The sequence below is a fragment of the Streptomyces lydicus genome, from assembly GCF_000717345.1.
GTDB classification, from domain to species: Bacteria; Actinomycetota; Actinomycetes; order Streptomycetales; family Streptomycetaceae; genus Streptomyces; species Streptomyces lydicus.
Window position 1 is genome coordinate 146980 of record NZ_JNZA01000003.1, and the last position, 16953, is coordinate 163932.

Annotated in this window: 14 protein-coding genes and 2 tRNA genes; 6 read left to right on the forward strand and 10 right to left on the reverse strand. The window is 70.3% G+C overall.

Features of this window, described 5'->3' with window-relative positions; translation table 11 throughout:
- The first annotated feature begins 265 nt into the window (after nt 1-265).
- Nucleotides 266-1441, forward strand: coding sequence for a hypothetical protein (locus tag OO62_RS03560; protein WP_033265680.1), 1176 nt, complete (start codon nt 266-268; stop codon nt 1439-1441).
- Here the strand turns inward: OO62_RS03560 and OO62_RS03565 are convergent.
- Nucleotides 1407-4055, reverse strand: coding sequence for a valine--tRNA ligase (locus tag OO62_RS03565; RefSeq protein WP_033265787.1), 2649 nt, complete (start codon nt 4053-4055; stop codon nt 1407-1409). The genes OO62_RS03560 and OO62_RS03565 overlap by 35 nt on opposite strands.
- A 164-nt stretch (nt 4056-4219) precedes the next feature.
- Here OO62_RS03565 and OO62_RS03570 point away from each other — a divergent pair, with 164 nt between their 5' ends.
- Complete coding sequence (locus tag OO62_RS03570) at nt 4220-5161, forward strand: hypothetical protein (RefSeq protein WP_033265681.1); 942 nt, start codon at nt 4220-4222, stop codon at nt 5159-5161.
- A 129-nt stretch (nt 5162-5290) separates the two neighbouring features.
- Here the strand turns inward: OO62_RS03570 and clpX are convergent, their stop codons facing one another.
- The 5 genes from clpX to OO62_RS03595 all read right to left on the reverse strand — a co-directional run bounded on the left by clpX (nt 5291) and on the right by OO62_RS03595 (nt 10070).
- A complete protein-coding gene (clpX, locus tag OO62_RS03575; protein WP_033265682.1) occupies nt 5291-6574 on the reverse strand; it encodes an ATP-dependent Clp protease ATP-binding subunit ClpX in 1284 nt (427 codons plus the stop codon).
- Between the two features lie 169 nt (nt 6575-6743).
- Entirely contained in the window at nt 6744-7421 is a 678-nt protein-coding gene (locus OO62_RS03580; protein ID WP_033265788.1) for an ATP-dependent Clp protease proteolytic subunit, read from the reverse strand.
- A 65-nt stretch (nt 7422-7486) separates the two neighbouring features.
- On the reverse strand, nt 7487-8089 hold the full coding sequence (locus OO62_RS03585; RefSeq protein WP_030283915.1) for an ATP-dependent Clp protease proteolytic subunit: 603 nt from the start codon (nt 8087-8089) through the stop codon (nt 7487-7489).
- A 297-nt stretch (nt 8090-8386) separates the two neighbouring features.
- Entirely contained in the window at nt 8387-9763 is a 1377-nt protein-coding gene (tig, locus tag OO62_RS03590; protein WP_033265683.1) for a trigger factor, read from the reverse strand.
- Between the two features lie 230 nt (nt 9764-9993).
- Nucleotides 9994-10070 (reverse strand) — tRNA-Pro (locus tag OO62_RS03595).
- A gap of 181 nt (nt 10071-10251) precedes the next feature.
- On the opposite strand from OO62_RS03595, the gene OO62_RS03600 reads away from it, so the two are divergent.
- Nucleotides 10252-10322, forward strand: a tRNA-Gly gene (locus OO62_RS03600).
- 130 nt (nt 10323-10452) lie between these two features.
- A complete protein-coding gene (locus OO62_RS03605; protein ID WP_033265684.1) occupies nt 10453-10824 on the forward strand; it encodes an arsenate reductase family protein in 372 nt (123 codons plus the stop codon).
- A gap of 67 nt (nt 10825-10891) precedes the next feature.
- On the opposite strand, the gene OO62_RS03610 is transcribed toward OO62_RS03605, so the two are convergent.
- Nucleotides 10892-11086, reverse strand: coding sequence for a hypothetical protein (locus tag OO62_RS03610; RefSeq protein ID WP_033265789.1), 195 nt, complete (start codon nt 11084-11086; stop codon nt 10892-10894).
- A 616-nt stretch (nt 11087-11702) separates the two neighbouring features.
- Between OO62_RS03610 and OO62_RS03615 the strand changes: the two genes are divergently transcribed.
- On the forward strand, nt 11703-12872 hold the full coding sequence (locus tag OO62_RS03615) for an acyltransferase family protein (protein WP_106974804.1): 1170 nt from the start codon (nt 11703-11705) through the stop codon (nt 12870-12872).
- 156 nt (nt 12873-13028) lie between these two features.
- On the opposite strand, the gene OO62_RS03620 is transcribed toward OO62_RS03615, so the two are convergent.
- Nucleotides 13029-14174 (reverse strand): PP2C family protein-serine/threonine phosphatase, encoded by a 1146-nt coding sequence (locus tag OO62_RS03620; protein ID WP_033265686.1) that lies wholly within the window; start codon nt 14172-14174, stop codon nt 13029-13031.
- A 127-nt stretch (nt 14175-14301) separates the two neighbouring features.
- On the opposite strand from OO62_RS03620, the gene OO62_RS03625 reads away from it, so the two are divergent.
- On the forward strand, nt 14302-15531 hold the full coding sequence (locus OO62_RS03625; RefSeq protein ID WP_033265687.1) for a GNAT family N-acetyltransferase: 1230 nt from the start codon (nt 14302-14304) through the stop codon (nt 15529-15531).
- 13 nt (nt 15532-15544) lie between these two features.
- Here OO62_RS03625 and OO62_RS03630 read toward each other — a convergent pair whose 3' ends face one another.
- Nucleotides 15545-16366 (reverse strand): Fpg/Nei family DNA glycosylase, encoded by an 822-nt coding sequence (locus OO62_RS03630; RefSeq protein ID WP_033265688.1) that lies wholly within the window; start codon nt 16364-16366, stop codon nt 15545-15547.
- Nucleotides 16367-16437: 71 nt separating this feature from the next.
- Nucleotides 16438-16923: a ribose-5-phosphate isomerase gene (locus OO62_RS03635; protein WP_033265689.1), complete on the reverse strand. Its 486-nt coding sequence runs from the start codon at nt 16921-16923 to the stop codon at nt 16438-16440.
- Nucleotides 16924-16953 lie beyond the last annotated feature (30 nt).

Consider the following 16953-nt stretch of genomic DNA (forward strand, 5'->3'; position numbering starts at 1 on the left):
CGCGGCTCCTCGGTGCTGGACGTGCGGGACTGCCGGAAGTCCGGCATTCCGGTCCAACGGTGCCCCGGCCAGATGAGAGCGCCATGAGAACGGCCTTAATCGGCCGATCAGGCCGACCCGGACAACTTTCTGCCGCCCTTTCTCCTCTTTCACGGCGGGCTGTGCGCACCCGGAGGTCACCGGCGGACGGTGCACCCCGGCGCCGCCAGCGGAGCGCGAAAGGGAAGGCAGGAGCTGAAGAACGGTGCCGGCAATAAGTCAGCGGATGCATTTGGTGCTGCTCAGCGCCTGGACCGTGCTGTGGTTCGTCGTCGTCGAACCGCACGGCGGGTTCTCCTGGCACTATCTGCGCACCGGCGGCGAGCTGATCTACCAGGGCCCCGCCGGTGACGGCACCGGCGGCCTGAACCTCTACGCGCACCACCCCGAGCTCCAGATGGGCCCGCTCAGCTTCCTGACCGCCGGCCTGTTCAACCCCTTCCCCGAGGCCACCGGGCAGTTCCTCGCCGCGGCCCTGATGTCGCTGCTCGGCCTGGTCATCCTGGTGCTGGCGGGCCGCAGCGCCGCCCACTACTTCCTGGGCACCGGCACCAACCACCAGCGGCTGCGGCAGCGCGTGCTGATCGCCGGGCTGGCCTTCATCCCCATGTGGATCGAGGTCGCGGTCCGCTTCGGGCACCTCGACGACGTCCTCGCCCTGTTCTTCACCGCCCTCGCGGTGCGCGCCGTCACCCGCGGCAACGCCGCCCACACCGGTGTCTTCCTGGCCCTCGCCATGGACTCCAAGCCCACCGCGCTGGCCTTCCTCCCCCTGCTGCTCGCGCTCCCCAGGGAGAAGTGGCTGCGGGCCGGACTCTGGTGCGCGGGCCTGGTGACCGTCGCCTGGCTGCCGTTCTTCCTCGGCGACCCGCAGTCCTTCGCCGCCGCCAAGTTCGCCATCCCGAACCATCCGGCGTCCGCGCTGCGCTGGCTCGGCGTCGGCGACCCGGAGACGCCCGGCTGGGACCGTCCGGCCCAGGCCGCGCTGGGCCTCGCGCTGGGCTCCGTAGCCGTCTGGCGCGGCCGCTGGGCGGCGGTGGTGCTGCTCGGCGCCAACGCCCGGATCGTGCTCGACCCCAGCGTCTACACGTACTACACGGCCTCGGTGCTGCTGGGCACCCTGCTCTGGGACGTCATCGGCCAGCGCCGCCTGGTGCCCTGGTGGAGCTGGCTGGCGGTGCTCATCCTCTACGGCAGCGTCTTCGCCGTCCCCGACGACTCCGCCCGCGGTCTGATCAGGCTGGCGTTCGTCGCCGTCTCGACGGCCTACGTCCTGCTCTGGCCGGTCCGCGAACGGGGCGAGCGGGGGCGGGGACGCCGCAGGCCCCCCGCCCGGACGGACGAGGGGCCTGCGGTGGACAGCGGTGCTACGCCGTGGGCAGGGCCGCCAGCTGCGCGGTGATCCGGACGATGTCCGCCTCCGCGGTCTCCAGCCGGCCGCGGATCTTGTCCTTGACCTGCTCCGGTGCCTTGGCGAGGAACGCCTCGTTGCCGAGCTTGGCGGTGGCCTGCGCCTTCTCCTTCTCGGCGGCCGCCAGGTCCTTCGCCAGCCGCTTGCGCTCCGCCGCCACGTCGATCGCGCCGGACAGGTCCAGGGCGACCGTGGCGCCCGCGACCGGCAGCGAAGCGGTGGCGCTGAAGTTGTCACCGGCCGGCTGGAGCCGGAGCAGCGAGCGCATCGCGGCCTCGTGCGCCGCCAGCGCCGTACCGGACAGCTCCAGCCGCGCCGGAACCTTCTGGCCGGGCTGCAGCCCCTGGTCGGAGCGGAAGCGGCGGACCTCGGTGACGACCTGCTGGACGGTCTCGATCTCCCGCTCCGCGGCCGCGTCCCGGAAGCCGCCCGGGGCGTCGGCCCCGGCGACGAGGACGGCCTTCGGCCACTCGGCAACGACGACCGACTCACGGCCGGTCAGCGTCGTCCACAGGGTCTCCGTCACGAACGGCATGACCGGGTGCAGCAGCCGCAGCGTGACGTCCAGGACCTCGCCCAGGACCCGGCGGGAGGCGTCGGCGGCCGGGCCGCCCGCCATGAACGTGGTCTTGGACAGCTCCACGTACCAGTCGAAGACCTCGTCCCAGGCGAAGTGGAAGAGGGTGTCCGACAGCTTCGCGAACTGGTAGTCGTCGTAGTACCCGTCGACCTCGGCGACGACCGCGTTCAGCCGGGACAGGATCCACCGGTCGGTGGCCGACAGCTGCTCGGCGGACGGCAGGTCGCCCTCCACCGTCGCGCCGTTCATCAGCGCGAAGCGCGTGGCGTTCCAGATCTTGTTGGCGAAGTTGCGGGACCCCTGGACCCAGTCCTCGCCGATCGGGACGTCGACGCCCGGGTTGGCGCCGCGGGCGAGCGTGAAGCGGACGGCGTCCGAGCCGTAGGAGTCCATCCAGTCGAGCGGATTGACCGCGTTCCCGAAGGACTTGGACATCTTCTTGCCGAACTGGTCACGGACCATGCCGTGCAGCGCGATGGTGTGGAACGGCGGGGTGCCGTCCATCGCGTACAGCCCGAACATCATCATCCGCGCGACCCAGAAGAACAGGATGTCGTAGCCGGTGACCAGGACGGAGTTCGGATAGAACTTCTCGACGCTCGGGGTCTGCTCGGGCCAGCCCAGCGTGGAGAACGGCCACAGCCCGGACGAGAACCAGGTGTCGAGGACGTCGGTGTCCTGGTGCCAGCCCTCGCCGGCCGGCGGCTCCTCGTCCGGTCCGACGCAGACGACCTCGCCGTTCGGCCCGTACCAGACCGGAATGCGGTGGCCCCACCACAACTGCCGGGAAATGCACCAGTCGTGGAGGTTGTCGACCCAGCCGAAGTACCGGGACTCCATCTCCTTGGGGTGGATCTTGACCTTGCCCTCGCGGACCGCGTCACCGGCGTTCTTCGCCAGCGGGCCGACCTTGACCCACCACTGCATCGACAGCCGCGGCTCGATGGTGGTCTTGCAGCGGGAGCAGTGCCCGACGGAGTGGGTGTACGGGCGCTTCTCGGCGACGATCCGGCCGTCGGCGCGCAGCGCGCCGACGATCGCGGAACGGGCCTCGAAGCGGTCCAGCCCCTGGAACGGGCCGTGCGCGGTGATCACGCCGCGCTCGTCGAGGACGGCGAGGCTGGGCAGGTCGTGGCGCCGCCCGATCTCGAAGTCGTTGGGGTCGTGCGCGGGCGTGACCTTGACGGCGCCGGTGCCGAACTCGGGGTCGACGTGCTCGTCCGCGACGACCGGGATGCGGCGGCCGGTCAGCGGCAACTCGATCTCGGTGCCGATGAGATGGGCGTACCGCTCGTCGTCGGGGTGGACGGCGACCGCGGTGTCGCCGAGCATCGTCTCGGCGCGGGTCGTCGCGACGACGATGGACGCGTCACCCTCCCCGTACCGGATCGAGACCAGCTCGCCGTCGTCGTCCTGGTACTCGACCTCGATGTCCGAGATGGCGGTCAGACAGCGCGGGCACCAGTTGATGATGCGCTCGGCGCGGTAGATCAGCTCGTCGTCGTAGAGCCGCTTGAAGATCGTCTGGACGGCCTTGGACAGCCCCTCGTCCATCGTGAAGCGCTCACGGGACCAGGCGACGCCGTCGCCCAGGCGCCGCATCTGGCCGGAGATCTGCCCGCCGGACTCGTTCTTCCACTGCCAGACGCGCTCGACGAACGCCTCGCGCCCCAGGTCGTGCCGGGAGACGCCCTCCTTGGCGAGCTCGCGCTCGACGACGTTCTGGGTGGCGATGCCGGCGTGGTCCATGCCCGGCTGCCACAGCGTCTCGTAGCCCTGCATCCGCTTGCGGCGGGTGAGCGCGTCGATCAGCGTGTGCTCGAAGGCGTGGCCCAGGTGGAGGCTGCCGGTGACGTTCGGCGGCGGAATGACGACGGTGTACGGCGGCTTGTCGCTCTTCTCGTCCGCCTCGAAGTAACCCCGCTCTACCCAGCGCTCGTACAGCGGCCCCTCTACATCGGCCGGCGTGTACTGAGTCGGCAGTTCGGGGGCGCTGTGGTTGCTCTGCTGAGTGTTCTCGGTCACGACGGACAGTGTACGGGCGCACATGTAGCAGCTTCGAATCGGTTTCGCCCCCGGAGCACCGGCTGTCAGCGACGTCATACAGGATGTCGGCAGCGCATCACCATCACGCAGAACTTCACACGCAGAACTTCAACTGTTCTCAGTTGTCACGAGGGGAACGCTCCATGAGCTTCAACCAGCCGCCTCCCGGCCCGTACGGGCAGCAGCCGCAGCAGCCCGGCCCGTACGGCCAGCCGCAGCCGCCGGCTCCCCAGCCCGGTTACGGCTACCCGCAGCAGGGCGGCCAGGTGCCTCCGCAGCAGGGCTACGGCTACCCCCAGGGCGCCCCGCAGGCCCCCCAGGGCTACGGCTACCCGCAGCAGCCCGGCTACGGCCAGCAGGCCCCTTACGGCGGCCAGCAGACCCCTTACGGCGTCATCCCCCAGGCCCCCCCGGAGAGCGGCGGCAACGGCAAGAAGATCGGCCTGATCATCGGCGCGGTGGCGGTCGTCGCCGCGATCGGCGTCGGCGCGTACTTCGTCTTCGGCTCGGGCGGCGACGTGAAGCCCTACACGATCTCGCTGCCGGACAAGCTGCTGAGCAACGAGTACACCAAGGCCCCGGGCAAGGCCGCCGGCAAGGCGCCGGAGGACTTCTCCAGCGACAAGGAACTCCGCGCCATGGGCATCACGGACGGCAAGTTCGTGCAGGCCGGGTACACCAACGACAGCAAGCTGATCCTCGGTGTGGCGGGCATCTACGGCAAGGTGAACGACCCGGACACCGCCGTGGACCAGCTGTTCGCGAAGCTCGACGAGAACCAGCAGAAGTCCGCGTCGGGCGCGAAGATCGAGACCGTCACGCCCGAGACCAAGTTCTCGCCGAGCGACTTCGACGGCTCCGTGATGAAGTGCAAGACGCAGAAGGCCACCGTCTCGATGGGCGGCGTCAGCGCTTCCCAGCAGGTCTCCGTCTGTGTCTGGGGCGACAGCAGCGCGATCGGCATCGTGCAGTCGATGCCGTCCCCGCCGTCGGCCTCCGGTGGCATCCCGAGCGAGCCGCTCACCGCCGAGCAGCTCTCGGAGAAGACCGCCAAGATCCGCAACGAGGTCCGCAAGGAGAAGTAGCGGACCCCTCGTACGCCGTTTGTGGGGGACGGCGGCACGGGCCCGGGCGGGGCACCGCCCGGCAGACAGACGAGAGCCGCCCGGCAGCAGCTGCTGCCGGGCGGCTCTCGTCTGTCTGGCGGGCGCGGGCTACGCGCTCTTCTCCTGGGGTTCGCCCGAGTCGCCGCGGGTGCGGGGCACCAGGGTCGGGTTCACGTTGGAGTGGACGACGTCCTCGGTGATGACGACGCGGGCGACGTCCTTGCGGGACGGGATCTCGTACATCACCGCCTGGAGGACCTCCTCCATGATCGCGCGCAGACCACGGGCGCCGGTGCCGCGCAGGATCGCCTGGTCGGCGATGGCCTCCAGGGCCGGGCGGTCGAAGTCCAGCTCCACGCCGTCGAGTTCGAAGAGGCGCTTGTACTGCTTGACGAGCGCGTTGCGCGGCTCGACGAGGATCTGGAGCAGCGCCTCGCGGTCGAGGTTGTGGACCGAGGTCAGGACGGGGAGGCGGCCGATGAACTCCGGGATCATCCCGAACTTCACCAGGTCCTCGGGCATGACGTCCTGGAGCTGGTCCTTGGACTCGATCTCGCGCTTGGAGCGGATCGTGGCGCCGAAGCCGATGCCCTTGGCGCCCGAGCGGGATTCGATGATCTTCTCCAGGCCGGCGAAGGCACCGCCGACGATGAACAGCACGTTCGTGGTGTCGATCTGGATGAATTCCTGGTGGGGGTGCTTCCGGCCGCCCTGCGGCGGAACGGAGGCGGTGGTGCCCTCCAGGATCTTCAGCAGCGCCTGCTGGACGCCCTCGCCGGAGACATCGCGGGTGATCGACGGGTTTTCGCTCTTCCGGGCGACCTTGTCGATCTCGTCGATGTAGATGATGCCGGTCTCGGCCTTCTTGATGTCGAAGTCCGCGGCCTGGATCAGCTTGAGGAGGATGTTCTCGACGTCCTCGCCGACGTAGCCGGCCTCCGTCAGCGCCGTGGCGTCGGCGAAGGCGAAGGGGACGTTGAGCATCCGGGCGAGGGTCTGCGCGAGCAGGGTCTTGCCGGAGCCGGTGGGGCCGAGCAGCAGGATGTTGGACTTGGCGAGCTCGATGCCGTCATCGCCGCGGCCGGGGCCGTTCTCGCCCGCCTGCACCCGCTTGTAGTGGTTGTAGACGGCGACCGACAGCGCCTTCTTGGCGGGGTCCTGGCCGACGACGTAGCCGTTCAGGAACTCGTAGATCTCCCGCGGCTTGGGGAGCTCCTCCCACCGCACCTCGGAGGTCTCGGCGAGCTCCTCCTCGATGATTTCGTTGCAGAGGTCGATGCACTCGTCGCAGATGTACACACCAGGTCCCGCGATGAGCTTCTTCACCTGCTTCTGGCTCTTTCCGCAGAATGAGCACTTGAGCAGGTCGCCGCCGTCACCGATGCGTGCCACGAGGTGCTTCCCCTTCGCCTGGGATCCGCATTGCTCCGCGGACCCGGGTGCTTGCCTATCGACGGTACCTTGCCGGGCCCCCCGTACGGGCCCCCCTTGGACCGACTCGGTTCACTCGATCCCGAACCGGTCCAAGGAGGCAACGCTCCGGCTCATTTTGCGAAGACCGCTATCCGATCGAGACGGACGACTTGCGCGTCGAGACGATCTGGTCGACCAGACCGTACGCCAGAGACTCCTCGGCGGTCAGAATCTTGTCACGCTCGATGTCATCACGGATCTTCTCGATCGGCGTGGAGGAGTGCTTGGCCAGCAGGTCCTCCAGCTGCGTCCGCATCCGCAGGATCTCGTTGGCGGCGATCTCCAGGTCGGAGACCTGACCACGACCGGTCTCGCTGTACGGCTGGTGGATCAGCACCCGCGCGTTCGGCAGCGCCATCCGCTTGCCGGGGGTGCCGGCCGCGAGCAGCACGGCCGCGGCGGAGGCCGCCTGGCCCATGCAGACCGTCTGGATGTCCGGCTTCACGAACTGCATCGTGTCGTAGATGGCCGTCAGCGCGGTGAAGGAGCCGCCGGGGCTGTTGATGTAGATCGAGATGTCGCGGTCCGGGTCCATCGACTCCAGGCACAGCAGCTGCGCCATGACGTCGTTGGCCGAGGCGTCGTCGATCTGCACGCCGAGGAAGATCACGCGCTCCTCGAAGAGCTTCGCGTACGGGTCGTACTCACGCACGCCCTGCGAGGTGCGCTCGACGAAGCGGGGCACGATGTAGCGAGCCTCGGCCCGCGGGCCGGAAAACTCGGATTCGGCGCCCTGGTAGAGGCCGCTGCCGGGGAAGTTGTTCATCGTGGTGTTCACCGTCCTGGTGGCGATCAAGTGGGCTGGGGTGGCTGGGGCGAGTGCTGCGGGGCTCAGGCCCCGGTGCCGCCCCCGCCCGGAACGCCGGCGGCGGAGGTCATCACATCGTCGATGAGGCCGTACTCCTTGGCCTCATCCGCCGAGAACCAGCGGTCGCGGTCCGAGTCCTGGGTGATCCGCTCGACGGTCTGGCCGGTGTGGAAGGCCGTCAGCTCCGCCATCCGCTTCTTGGTGTGCAGCAGCCGCTCGGCGTGGATCTTGATGTCCGACGCGGAACCGGCCAGGCCCGCGGAGGGCTGGTGGATGAGGATCTCGGCGTTCGGCAGCGCGAAGCGCTTGCCCGGGGTACCGGCGCTCAGCAGGAACTGACCCATCGAGGCGGCGAGGCCCATCGCGATCGTCACCACGTCGTTCTTGATGTACTGCATGGTGTCGTAGATCGCCAAGCCGGCCGAGATCGAGCCGCCCGGGGAGTTGATGTAGAGGAAGATGTCCTTGTCCGGGTCCGCGGCGAGGAGAAGCAGCTGCGCGGTGATCTTGTTGGCGATGTCGTCGTCGACCGGCTGGCCGAGGAAGATGATCCGCTCGCCGAGCAGCCGGTTGTAGACCTGGTCGCCGAGGCCACCGAAGGTCGGCTCAGCGGCGGCGGAAGGCATCGGGATCGTCACGTGTCCACCTGCTCGTTGTCGGACGGCCCAGGGCCGTCTCAGCGTCGTCTTCTGGGGCGCGGGGATCGGGCGCCGTATGTCGCCCCGGCGCGGTTTCAGGGACTCCCCTGCCCTCGTATCTACGGACCCTAACGCGCAGGTCGGACAACGCCATCCCGCATTGTCAACTGTTCGCTGTGAGCGCAGGCTCACCGGTCCGGTACGACACACGGGCCCGAACACGCGGACGTGCGTGTTCGGGCCCGTGTTCAGTCGTGCTGCGCGGGGCGCGAGGCGGCCGGGGCCTTACGCCTCGGGCGTCTCCTCGCCCTCGGCCTCGGCGACGACGGTCTCGGCGACCTCGGCCTCGTCCTCGTCGTCGAGGTCGACGACCTCGCCCTTGGTGTCCTTGACCGTGGCGGCCTCGACGACGACCGCGAGGGCCTTGCCGCGGGCGACCTCACCGACGAGCATCGGCACCTGGCCACCCTCGACGACGGCCTGGGCGAACTGGTCGGGGGACATGCCGGAGGACTGCGCGCGGCGCATGAGGTGCTCGGTGAGCTCCTCCTGGCTGACGTTCAGCTTCTCCTTGTTGACCAGCTCGTCGAGGATGAACTGGGTCTTGATGCCCTTCTCGGCCTGCTCCTTGGTCTCGGCGTCGAACTCTTCCTCGGTCTTGCCCTGGATCTCCAGGTACTTCGCGAGGTCGAGACCCATCTGGCCGAGCTGGTGGTGCTCCAGGTTGTGCTTGCGGGTCTGGATCTCGTCCGCGAGCAGCTTCTCCGGCATCGGCACCTCGACGAGCTTGAGCAGCTCGTCCAGGACCTTCTCCTGCGCCTGGGTGGCCTGGTCGTACTTCTTCATCTGCTCGAGGCGCTTGCGGCTGTCCGCACGGAGCTCCTCAAGGGTGTCGAACTCACTGGCCAGCTGCGCGAAGTCGTCGTCCAGCTCGGGCAGTTCGCGGGACTTGACCTCGGTGACCTCGACCTTGACCTCGGCCTCCTTGCCCTGGGCGGAGCCGCCCTTGAGCTCGGAGGTGAAGGTGGCGCTGCCGCCGGCCTCCAGGCCCGTGACCGCCTCGTCGATGCCGTCGAGCAGCTCGCCGGAGCCGACGGTGTACGTGACGCCCTCGGCGACACCGTCCTCCAGGACCTCGCCGTCGACCTTGGCCTCGAGGTTCACCGTCAGCACGTCGCCGTCCTGCACGGCGCGCTCGACCGGGGAGGTCGTGGCGAAGCGCTCCCGCAGCTGCTCGACGGACTTGTCGATGTCCTCGTCCGACACCTCGACGGCGTCGACCTCGACCTCGATACCGGAGTAGTCCGGGATCTCCAGGGCGGGACGGATGTCGACCTCGGCGCTGAAGGCGAGCAGCTCGCCGTCCTTCAGCTCGGTGATGTCGACGTCGGGCTGGCCGAGGACGTTCAGCTCAGCCTCGTTGACCGCCTCGGTGTAGAACTTCGGGAGCGCGTCGTTGACGGCCTCCTCCAGCACGGCACCGCGGCCGAACCGCTGGTCGATGACGCGGGCCGGGATCTTGCCCTGGCGGAAGCCCTTCACCGTGACCTGCTGGTTGATCTTCTTGTACGCCGCGTCGAGGCTGGCCTTGAGCTCCTCGAAGGGCACCTCGACAGTGAGCCGAACCCGAGTCGGGTTCAGGGTCTCCACGGCGCTCTTCACGGTTCGGTCTCCTTGGGGCTGACTTCTGGGGTTCTGCTTGAGATCTGCCAGGTACCCGGCTGATCCGGGCCCGGCCGATCGCGCCCGGTACACAGACACACGGACACGCAGCTTGCATAGTAACCGCAAGGAGGATGACGCCCACAACGTGATCTTGCACGCCCGCCGCGCGGGCGGGTGACCCGAAGGGCCCGGGGCTGCGCCCGGCCGCTGTCGCCGGGCTGACCTGCTGGTCGGGGTGGCCGGATTCGAACCGACGACCTTCCGCTCCCAAAGCGGACGCGCTACCAAGCTGCGCCACACCCCGTCGGTGCGACACGTAGGGTACATGGCCGCGGACAGAAGGGCCGCCAGTTATCGGGGACGCACCGGCGGCGACGCCGGCAGCGGCACCGCACGCGCGCCGCGTCGGGGAACGGGGTGTGCGGCGCACGGCTGCGACCCGCTAGGATGCACTGCGTGCCGAGGTCTCGCGACCTGTGGCGCTCGCGGGCGTAGCTCAATGGTAGAGCCCTAGTCTTCCAAACTAGCTACGCGGGTTCGATTCCCGTCGCCCGCTCAGAGGGAAAGCCCCGGGCCGGACGGTCCGGGGCTTTCCGCGTTCCGGGACGCGGTCGTCGCGCGCGCGGACGCGGCGGTGGCGCGCACGCCTCTTCGCCTCGCGCGCGCGGTTGAATAGGGTGGCCGGCATGGAGATCTGGCTCAATCCCGCGTGTTCCAAGTGCCGTTCCGCCGTCGAGATCCTCGACGGGGCGGGCGCCGAGTACACGGTCCGCACCTACCTGGAGGACCCGCCGAGCGCCGACGAGCTGCGCGACGTGCTGGCGCGGCTGGGTCTGGAGCCGTGGGACATCACCCGGACCCAGGAGGCCGAGGCCGGGGAGCTGGGGCTCGGGGAGTGGGAGCGCACCGACGCCGCGCGTGAGCGGTGGATCGCGGCGCTGGCGGCGCACCCGAAGCTGATCCAGCGGCCGATCATCACCGCGGACGACGGCTCGGCACTGGTGGGACGCACCGAGGAGGCCGTACGCGAGGTGCTGGCGCGGACCGGGGGCGAGTGACCTCGTACGGCGGTGCCGGGTACGGCCGACCCTCGGGCGGCACCCGGCCGAGGGCCCGGCGGACCAGCTAGAACGAGATGTGGTTGATGGTCTCCGCCAGGGAGTTCAGGAACCGGTTGATCGACGGCGCCATGCCCGTGGAGGCGAGGAAGAAGCCGAACAGTATGGCGACGATCGCCGGGCCGGCCTTGATCGACTTACCTCTGATCAACACGATCAGGATGATCCCCAACAGCAGCACAACTGACAGCGAAAGAGCCACACTGATCACACCCTTGGTCGGAACGCCTCACCGGCCCGGGAGCATGCTGCGCACACCCCCCGACACTCATCGTGCCACCAACTCCATGCCCACTGCAGGCCGGTGACGAATCATCGGCCAACGCTTTGCCCGATTCCGGCCCCTGATGACCGTGGGGCGAGGGTGGACGGCGGTGCGGCGCGGCGGGAGTTCGTGGGGTGTCGGCGGGGTGTGCGGCCGGGCCCGGGGCGCCGCCGAGGCGGTTCCCGGGTGCCGGAATTCACCTGCCGGGCGGCGCACCCGCAATGCGGGCGATCATTCCGATCATTTCTCTCCCCTCCTGCCCCGGAGTAATTCACTTATTCGTGGCGTCCGTCACGGCTTTGCGGAGCCGCACGAAAGTGACCGTTACCACGGGCACAGAACACCCGAGAAGCGGACATTCCGTCCGCGTCGTTCGCTGGGGATATCATCCGTTTTGGGGGTATGAAGTCCCGCAAATGGGACAGGTGATGGCGGAGTGAGCGCTGTCTATTGGCGGTTTTATGGAGGCGCTATCCGGTGTGCCGCACAGGGAAATGGCGAATGACCCGGATGCGGTTTTACGGCTTCGCCGACCGCCGCTATCGTGCCTCCAATGTTTCCCGCTGCCCCCACACCTGGACGCGAGCTTCCCCCTGCCCGGGAGGTGGCGGGGACGGACCGGACGGAGTCCCCGGCGCAGCCCCCCGGTGTGCCGCAGCAGGCGTCGGGGCCCGCACCGAAGGCCGAGGGCCGCAACGCGTTCTTCGACAACGCGAAGTACCTGGCCATCGTGCTGGTGGCGATGGGCCACTCGTGGGAACCGCTGACCGACGGCAGCCGGGCGGCCGAAGCGCTCTACATGACCGTCTACACCTTCCACATGCCGGCCTTCATCATCATTTCCGGCTACTTCTCGCGCAGCTTCGACATGCGCAAGGACCGGCTGCAGCGGCTGATCACGGGCGTGGTGGTGCCCTATGTGCTCTTCGAGACCGCGTACGCGTTCTTCAAGCGCTGGGCGGACGACGATCCCGGCCACCCCATCAGCCTGCTCGATCCGTGGTTCCTGACGTGGTTCCTGGTGGCGCTGTTCATCTGGCGGCTGACCACCCCGCTGTGGAAGATCGTCCGCTGGCCCCTTCCGCTCGCCGTGCTCATCGCCGTCCTCGCCTCCGTCTCCCCCGACATCGGCGACGACCTCGACCTCCAGCGGGTGCTGCAGTTCCTGCCGTTCTTCGTGCTGGGGCTGTCGCTGCGGCCGGAGCACTTCCGGCTGGTGCAGCGCCGGGCGGTGCGGATCGCGTCGGTGCCGATCTTCGCCTGCGCGCTGGTGATGGCCTACTGGGCGGCGCCCCGGATGAGCTCGGCGTGGTTCTACCACCGGGACAGCGCACAGGAGTTGGGCACCACCTGGTGGGCCGGCGCGGTGATGACGCTCGCCCTCTTCGGCTGCTCGCTCGTGCTCGTGGCGTGCTTCTACTCCTGGGTGCCGACGCGGCGCACGTGGTTCACGGTGCTGGGCGCCGGCACGCTGTACGGCTACCTGCTGCACGGCTTCCTGGCGAAGGGCTCGCGCTTCTGGGGCTGGTTCGACGACTACGCCTGGCTGCACACCCCGCTCGGCGAGATCGCGGTCACGCTGATCGCGGCGGTCGTCGTCACGGCGCTGTGCACCCCGCCGGTCCGCAGGGTCTTCCGCTTCGCGATGGAGCCCACGATGGCGTGGGCCTTCCGCAAGGACCCGGCCGAGGTGCCCCGGTCCCGTGAGGGCGCCGCCGCCTGAGAGCGCCCGGCCGGCCGTGGCGCAAGGCCGTGCGGGGGTTCTCACCCGTCCGGATGATCTTTGGTCGGCGGGCACGGGAGGACGGAGTGGGGCGCGCCCGGGCGGCGGACGTGGTGCGGGCGTGGTGCGGACGGACTCCGCGCGCCCGCCAGGGGGTCAGGCGTCCCGGCAGATCAGCAGCAGGGCCCGGTCGTCGTTGACGTCCTTGGCGACCGCTTCGATGAGGTGCCAGGCCGCGCCGGCGAAGCCGCTGGCGACATAGCGGTCGGCCTCGCCGGTCAGCCGGTCGATGCCCTCGGCGATGTCCCGGTCGGCGGCCTCCACCAGGCCGTCGGTGAAGAGCATCAGCACGTCGCCGGGGCGCAGCGTGCCCTTCACAGGGTCGAACTGGGCGCCGTCGTAGACGCCGAGCAGCGGGCCCTCCCCCGACTTCTCCTCCCAGCGGCCGCTGCCCGCGGAGAGCTGGAGGGCCGGCAGATGGCCCGCGGAGAGCAGTTCGTAGTCGCCGGACTCCAGGTCCAGGACGAGGTGGATGGAGGTGGCGAAGCCCTCGTCCCAGTCCTGGCGCAGGAGGTAGCCGTTGGCGGCGGGCAGGAAGCCGTGCGGCGGGAGGGAGCCGAGGAGGCCGCCGAAGGCGCCGGAGAGGAGCAGGGAGCGGGAGGCCGCGTCCATGCCTTTTCCGGAGACGTCGGTGAGGACGACCTCCAGGATGGTGCCGCCGTGGGTGCGGGAGGCCACCACGAAGTCGCCGGAGAAGGACTGCCCGCCGGCCGGGCGCAGCGCCATCTCGTGGTGCCATCCCTCGGGCAGCCGCGGCAGCTTGCTCTGGACGCGGATGCGTTCGCGCAGGTCGAAGAGCATGGTGCCGCCGCGGCGCCAGGGCACGCCGACCCGGCTGCGGAACTGCGCGATGAGCAGGCCGAAGAACCCGACGGCGGCCACGACCAGGACGGTGCCCGGGGTGATCCGGTCCGGGCCGCTGTCGTACGGGCCGAAGAGGGCTGCCTCGACGACCAGGGCGGCGGCCGAGGCGCCGTACAGGACGAGGAGATTGGCCGGGCGCAGCAGCAGTCCGCCGGCGATCACCGGGAGGACCAGGGCGGTGGCGGCGAACCATTCGGGGCGCCACAGGGTGCCCGCGGCGATGGCGGGGATGGCGATCAGCAGCGCGGCGAGCGCGAGCCGGTCGGAGCCCTCGCCGCGGAAGTAGTCGACCCCGGCTTTGCGCACGCCGACGCGGGCCCGGTGCAGACCCTTGTGCACCCGGGCCGTCATGGGTTCGGTACCCGGGCCGCTTGTCATTGCTCTGGGACCTTATCCACCCGTTCGGCGGCGCGTCGATTCGCCGTACGGGTCCTCGGCCGATTGCCGGGAAACCCCGTTCGAAATGCGGTCGCGCGGCCGGAGAGCGTCCTGCTAGGGATGGTTCATGACGACGGAATTGCGGGTGCTGCGGGACGAGGAGTGGGACGTCTGGTCCGATCGGCTGGACCTGGCGTTCGGCGGGCTGGTGCAGTCCGCGGAGAAGCTCGCGATCCGGCGCGACCTGACCGAGTTCGACCGCTCGCTCGGCGTCTGGGACGGGGCGGAGTGCGTCGGTACCGCGGGGGCGTTCTCGTTCGGGCTCACCGTGCCGGGCGGGGCTGAGGTGCCGGTGGCCGGGGTCACGATGGTCAGTGTGCAGCCGACGCACCGCCGGCGCGGGGTGCTGCGCGCGATGATGCGCCACCAGCTGGCGGATGTCCGCGAGCGCGGTGAGCCGCTGGCGGTGCTCACCGCCTCGGAGCCGGCGATCTACGGGCGGTTCGGCTACGGCGTGGCGGCGCTGGACATGCGGATGACGGTGGACACGGTGCGGCTGGCGGCGCCGGAGCTGCCGGGTGTGGACGGCGTACGGCTGCGGGCGGCGGATCCGGTGGCCGCGCTGGCGGCGTGCGAGGCGGTGTACGCGCGGCTGGTGCCGACCCGGCCGGGGAGGCTGGCCCGGCGGCCCGGCTGGGAGCGGATCGGGGTGCTCGACGTCCCGGCCGACCGGGACGGGGCCGGGGTGCTCCAGTGCGTGCTGGCCGAGGTGGACGGTGAGGTGCGGGGGTATGCGCGCTATGCCGTCGAACCGGAGTGGGACGCGGCGGGGCCGCGCGGGACGGTGCGGGTCCGGCAGGTGGAGGCGCTCGATCCGGTGGTGTACGCGGCGCTGTGGCGCTTCCTGTTCGGGATCGATCTGACGTCGTCGGTGGCGGTGGCCAGCCGGCCGGTGGACGACGCGCTGCCGCATCTGGTGGCGGACATGCGGCGGTGCGGGATCGGGCTGCGGGAGTCGCTGTTCGTGCGGCCGGTGGAGGTCGGCGCGGCGCTGGCGGCGCGGACGTACCGGACGCCGGTGGACGTGGTGTTCCAGGTCGCGGACGGGTTCTGTCCGTGGAACGAGGGCCGGTGGCGGCTGTCCGGCGACGCCGCGGGCGCGACCTGCGTGCGGACCTCGGATCCGGCCGAACTGGCGCTGTCCGTGCGGGAGGTGGGGTCGGCCCTTCTGGGCGGGTTCTCCCTCACGTCACTGGCGGCGGCCGGCCGGGTGCGGGAGCTGCGGCCGGGGGCGCTGGCGGCCGCGTCGGTGGCGTTCGGGTCGGACGCGGCGCCCTGGCTGCCGCACGGGTTCTGACGGAGCGCGCGGGTCAGCGGACCGCCGTGGCCGGCTGGCAGCCCGGGCACCAGAAGAGGTTGCGGGCGGCGAGGCCGGCGGTGCGGACCTCGGCGCCGCAGATGTGGCAGCCCTGCCGGTCGCGGCGGTAGACGTAGACCTCGCCGCCGTGGTCGTCGACGCGCGGCGGGCGGCCCATGGCCTCGGGCAGGTGCTCGGGCCGCACGGTGTCGATGCGGTTGTGACGGACGCCCTCGCCCATCAGGAACACCAGGTCGGCCCAGAGGGCGTCCCACTGGTCGCGGGTGAGGTCGCGGCCGGGCAGGTACGGGTCGACGGAGTGCCGGAAGAGGACCTCGGCGCGGTAGACGTTGCCGACGCCGGCGATGATCTTCTGGTCGAGGAGCAGCGCCGCGATGGTCGTCCGGCTGCGGGAGATCCGCTGCCAGGCGCGGCCGGGGTCGTCCCCGGGGCGCAGCGGGTCGGGACCGAGGCGGTCGTGTATCGCCTGCTTCTCGGCGTCGGTGATCAGTGCGCAGGTGGTGGGGCCGCGGAGGTCGGCGTAGGCGTCCGGGGTGGCCAGGCGCAGCCGTACGGTCTCGGTGGGCGGCGGGGCGGTGCCGGCGCCGAAGTCGAGCTTGCCGAAGAGGCCGAGGTGGACGTGGATCCAGCGGTCCGCGCCGAAGCCGAGGAAGAGGTGCTTGCCGTGGGCCTCGGCGGTCGTCATGACCTGGCCGTCGACGAGCGCCGCGCCGGCGGAGAACTTGCCCTGCGGGCTGCTCGCGCGGACCCGTTGGCCCTCGAAGCGGGAGCGGTGGTCCAGGGCGAGCCGGTGGATCGTGTGGCCCTCGGGCACGGGCGTCCTCCAGTGGGCGCGCCCGCCCTCCCCGGCGTCCGGGGCGGGCGGGCGACGGCGGTGTGCGGTGGTCAGCCCTGGGGGTGGTGGGCAGGGACGGCCGGGAGTTCGCCGGTGGTCTCGTACTCGGCGAGCATCTCGATGCGGCGGGTGTGCCGGTCCTCGCCCGAGTAGGGGGTGCGCAGGAAGACCTCGACGAAGGTGGTCGCCTCGTCCTGGGTGTGCATCCGGGCGCCGACGGAGACGACGTTGGCGTTGTTGTGCTCGCGGCCGAGCTTGGCGGTCTCCACGCTCCAGGCCAGCGCGGCGCGGACGCCCTTGACCTTGTTGGCGGCGATCTGCTCGCCGTTGCCGGAGCCACCGATCACGATGCCGAGGCTCTCGGGGTCGGCTGCGGTCTTCTCCGCGGCGCGGAGGCAGAACGGCGGGTAGTCGTCCTGGGCGTCGTAGATGTGGGGGCCGCAGTCGACGGGCTCGTGGCCGTGGGCCTTGAGCCACTCGACGAGGTGGTTCTTGAGGTCGAACCCTGCATGGTCGGAGCCGAGATACACGCGCATGCGACGAGTGTGACACGCGCGGTGCGGGGT

Excerpts from the sequence above, each read along its gene's own strand:
- OO62_RS03585 (WP_030283915.1), bottom strand. The coding sequence starts at position 8,089 with ATGCCTTCCGCCGCCGCTGAGCCGACCTTCGGTGGCCTCGGCGACCAG.
- OO62_RS03570 (WP_033265681.1), top strand. The coding sequence starts at position 4,220 with ATGAGCTTCAACCAGCCGCCTCCCGGCCCGTACGGGCAGCAGCCGCAG.
- OO62_RS03580 (WP_033265788.1), bottom strand. The coding sequence starts at position 7,421 with ATGAACAACTTCCCCGGCAGCGGCCTCTACCAGGGCGCCGAATCCGAG.
- OO62_RS03625 (WP_033265687.1), top strand. The coding sequence starts at position 14,302 with ATGACGACGGAATTGCGGGTGCTGCGGGACGAGGAGTGGGACGTCTGG.
- OO62_RS03605 (WP_033265684.1), top strand. The coding sequence starts at position 10,453 with ATGGAGATCTGGCTCAATCCCGCGTGTTCCAAGTGCCGTTCCGCCGTC.
- OO62_RS03635 (WP_033265689.1), bottom strand. The coding sequence starts at position 16,923 with ATGCGCGTGTATCTCGGCTCCGACCATGCAGGGTTCGACCTCAAGAAC.
- OO62_RS03615 (WP_106974804.1), top strand. The coding sequence starts at position 11,703 with ATGTTTCCCGCTGCCCCCACACCTGGACGCGAGCTTCCCCCTGCCCGG.
- OO62_RS03560 (WP_033265680.1), top strand. The coding sequence starts at position 266 with ATGCATTTGGTGCTGCTCAGCGCCTGGACCGTGCTGTGGTTCGTCGTC.
- OO62_RS03620 (WP_033265686.1), bottom strand. The coding sequence starts at position 14,174 with ATGACAAGCGGCCCGGGTACCGAACCCATGACGGCCCGGGTGCACAAG.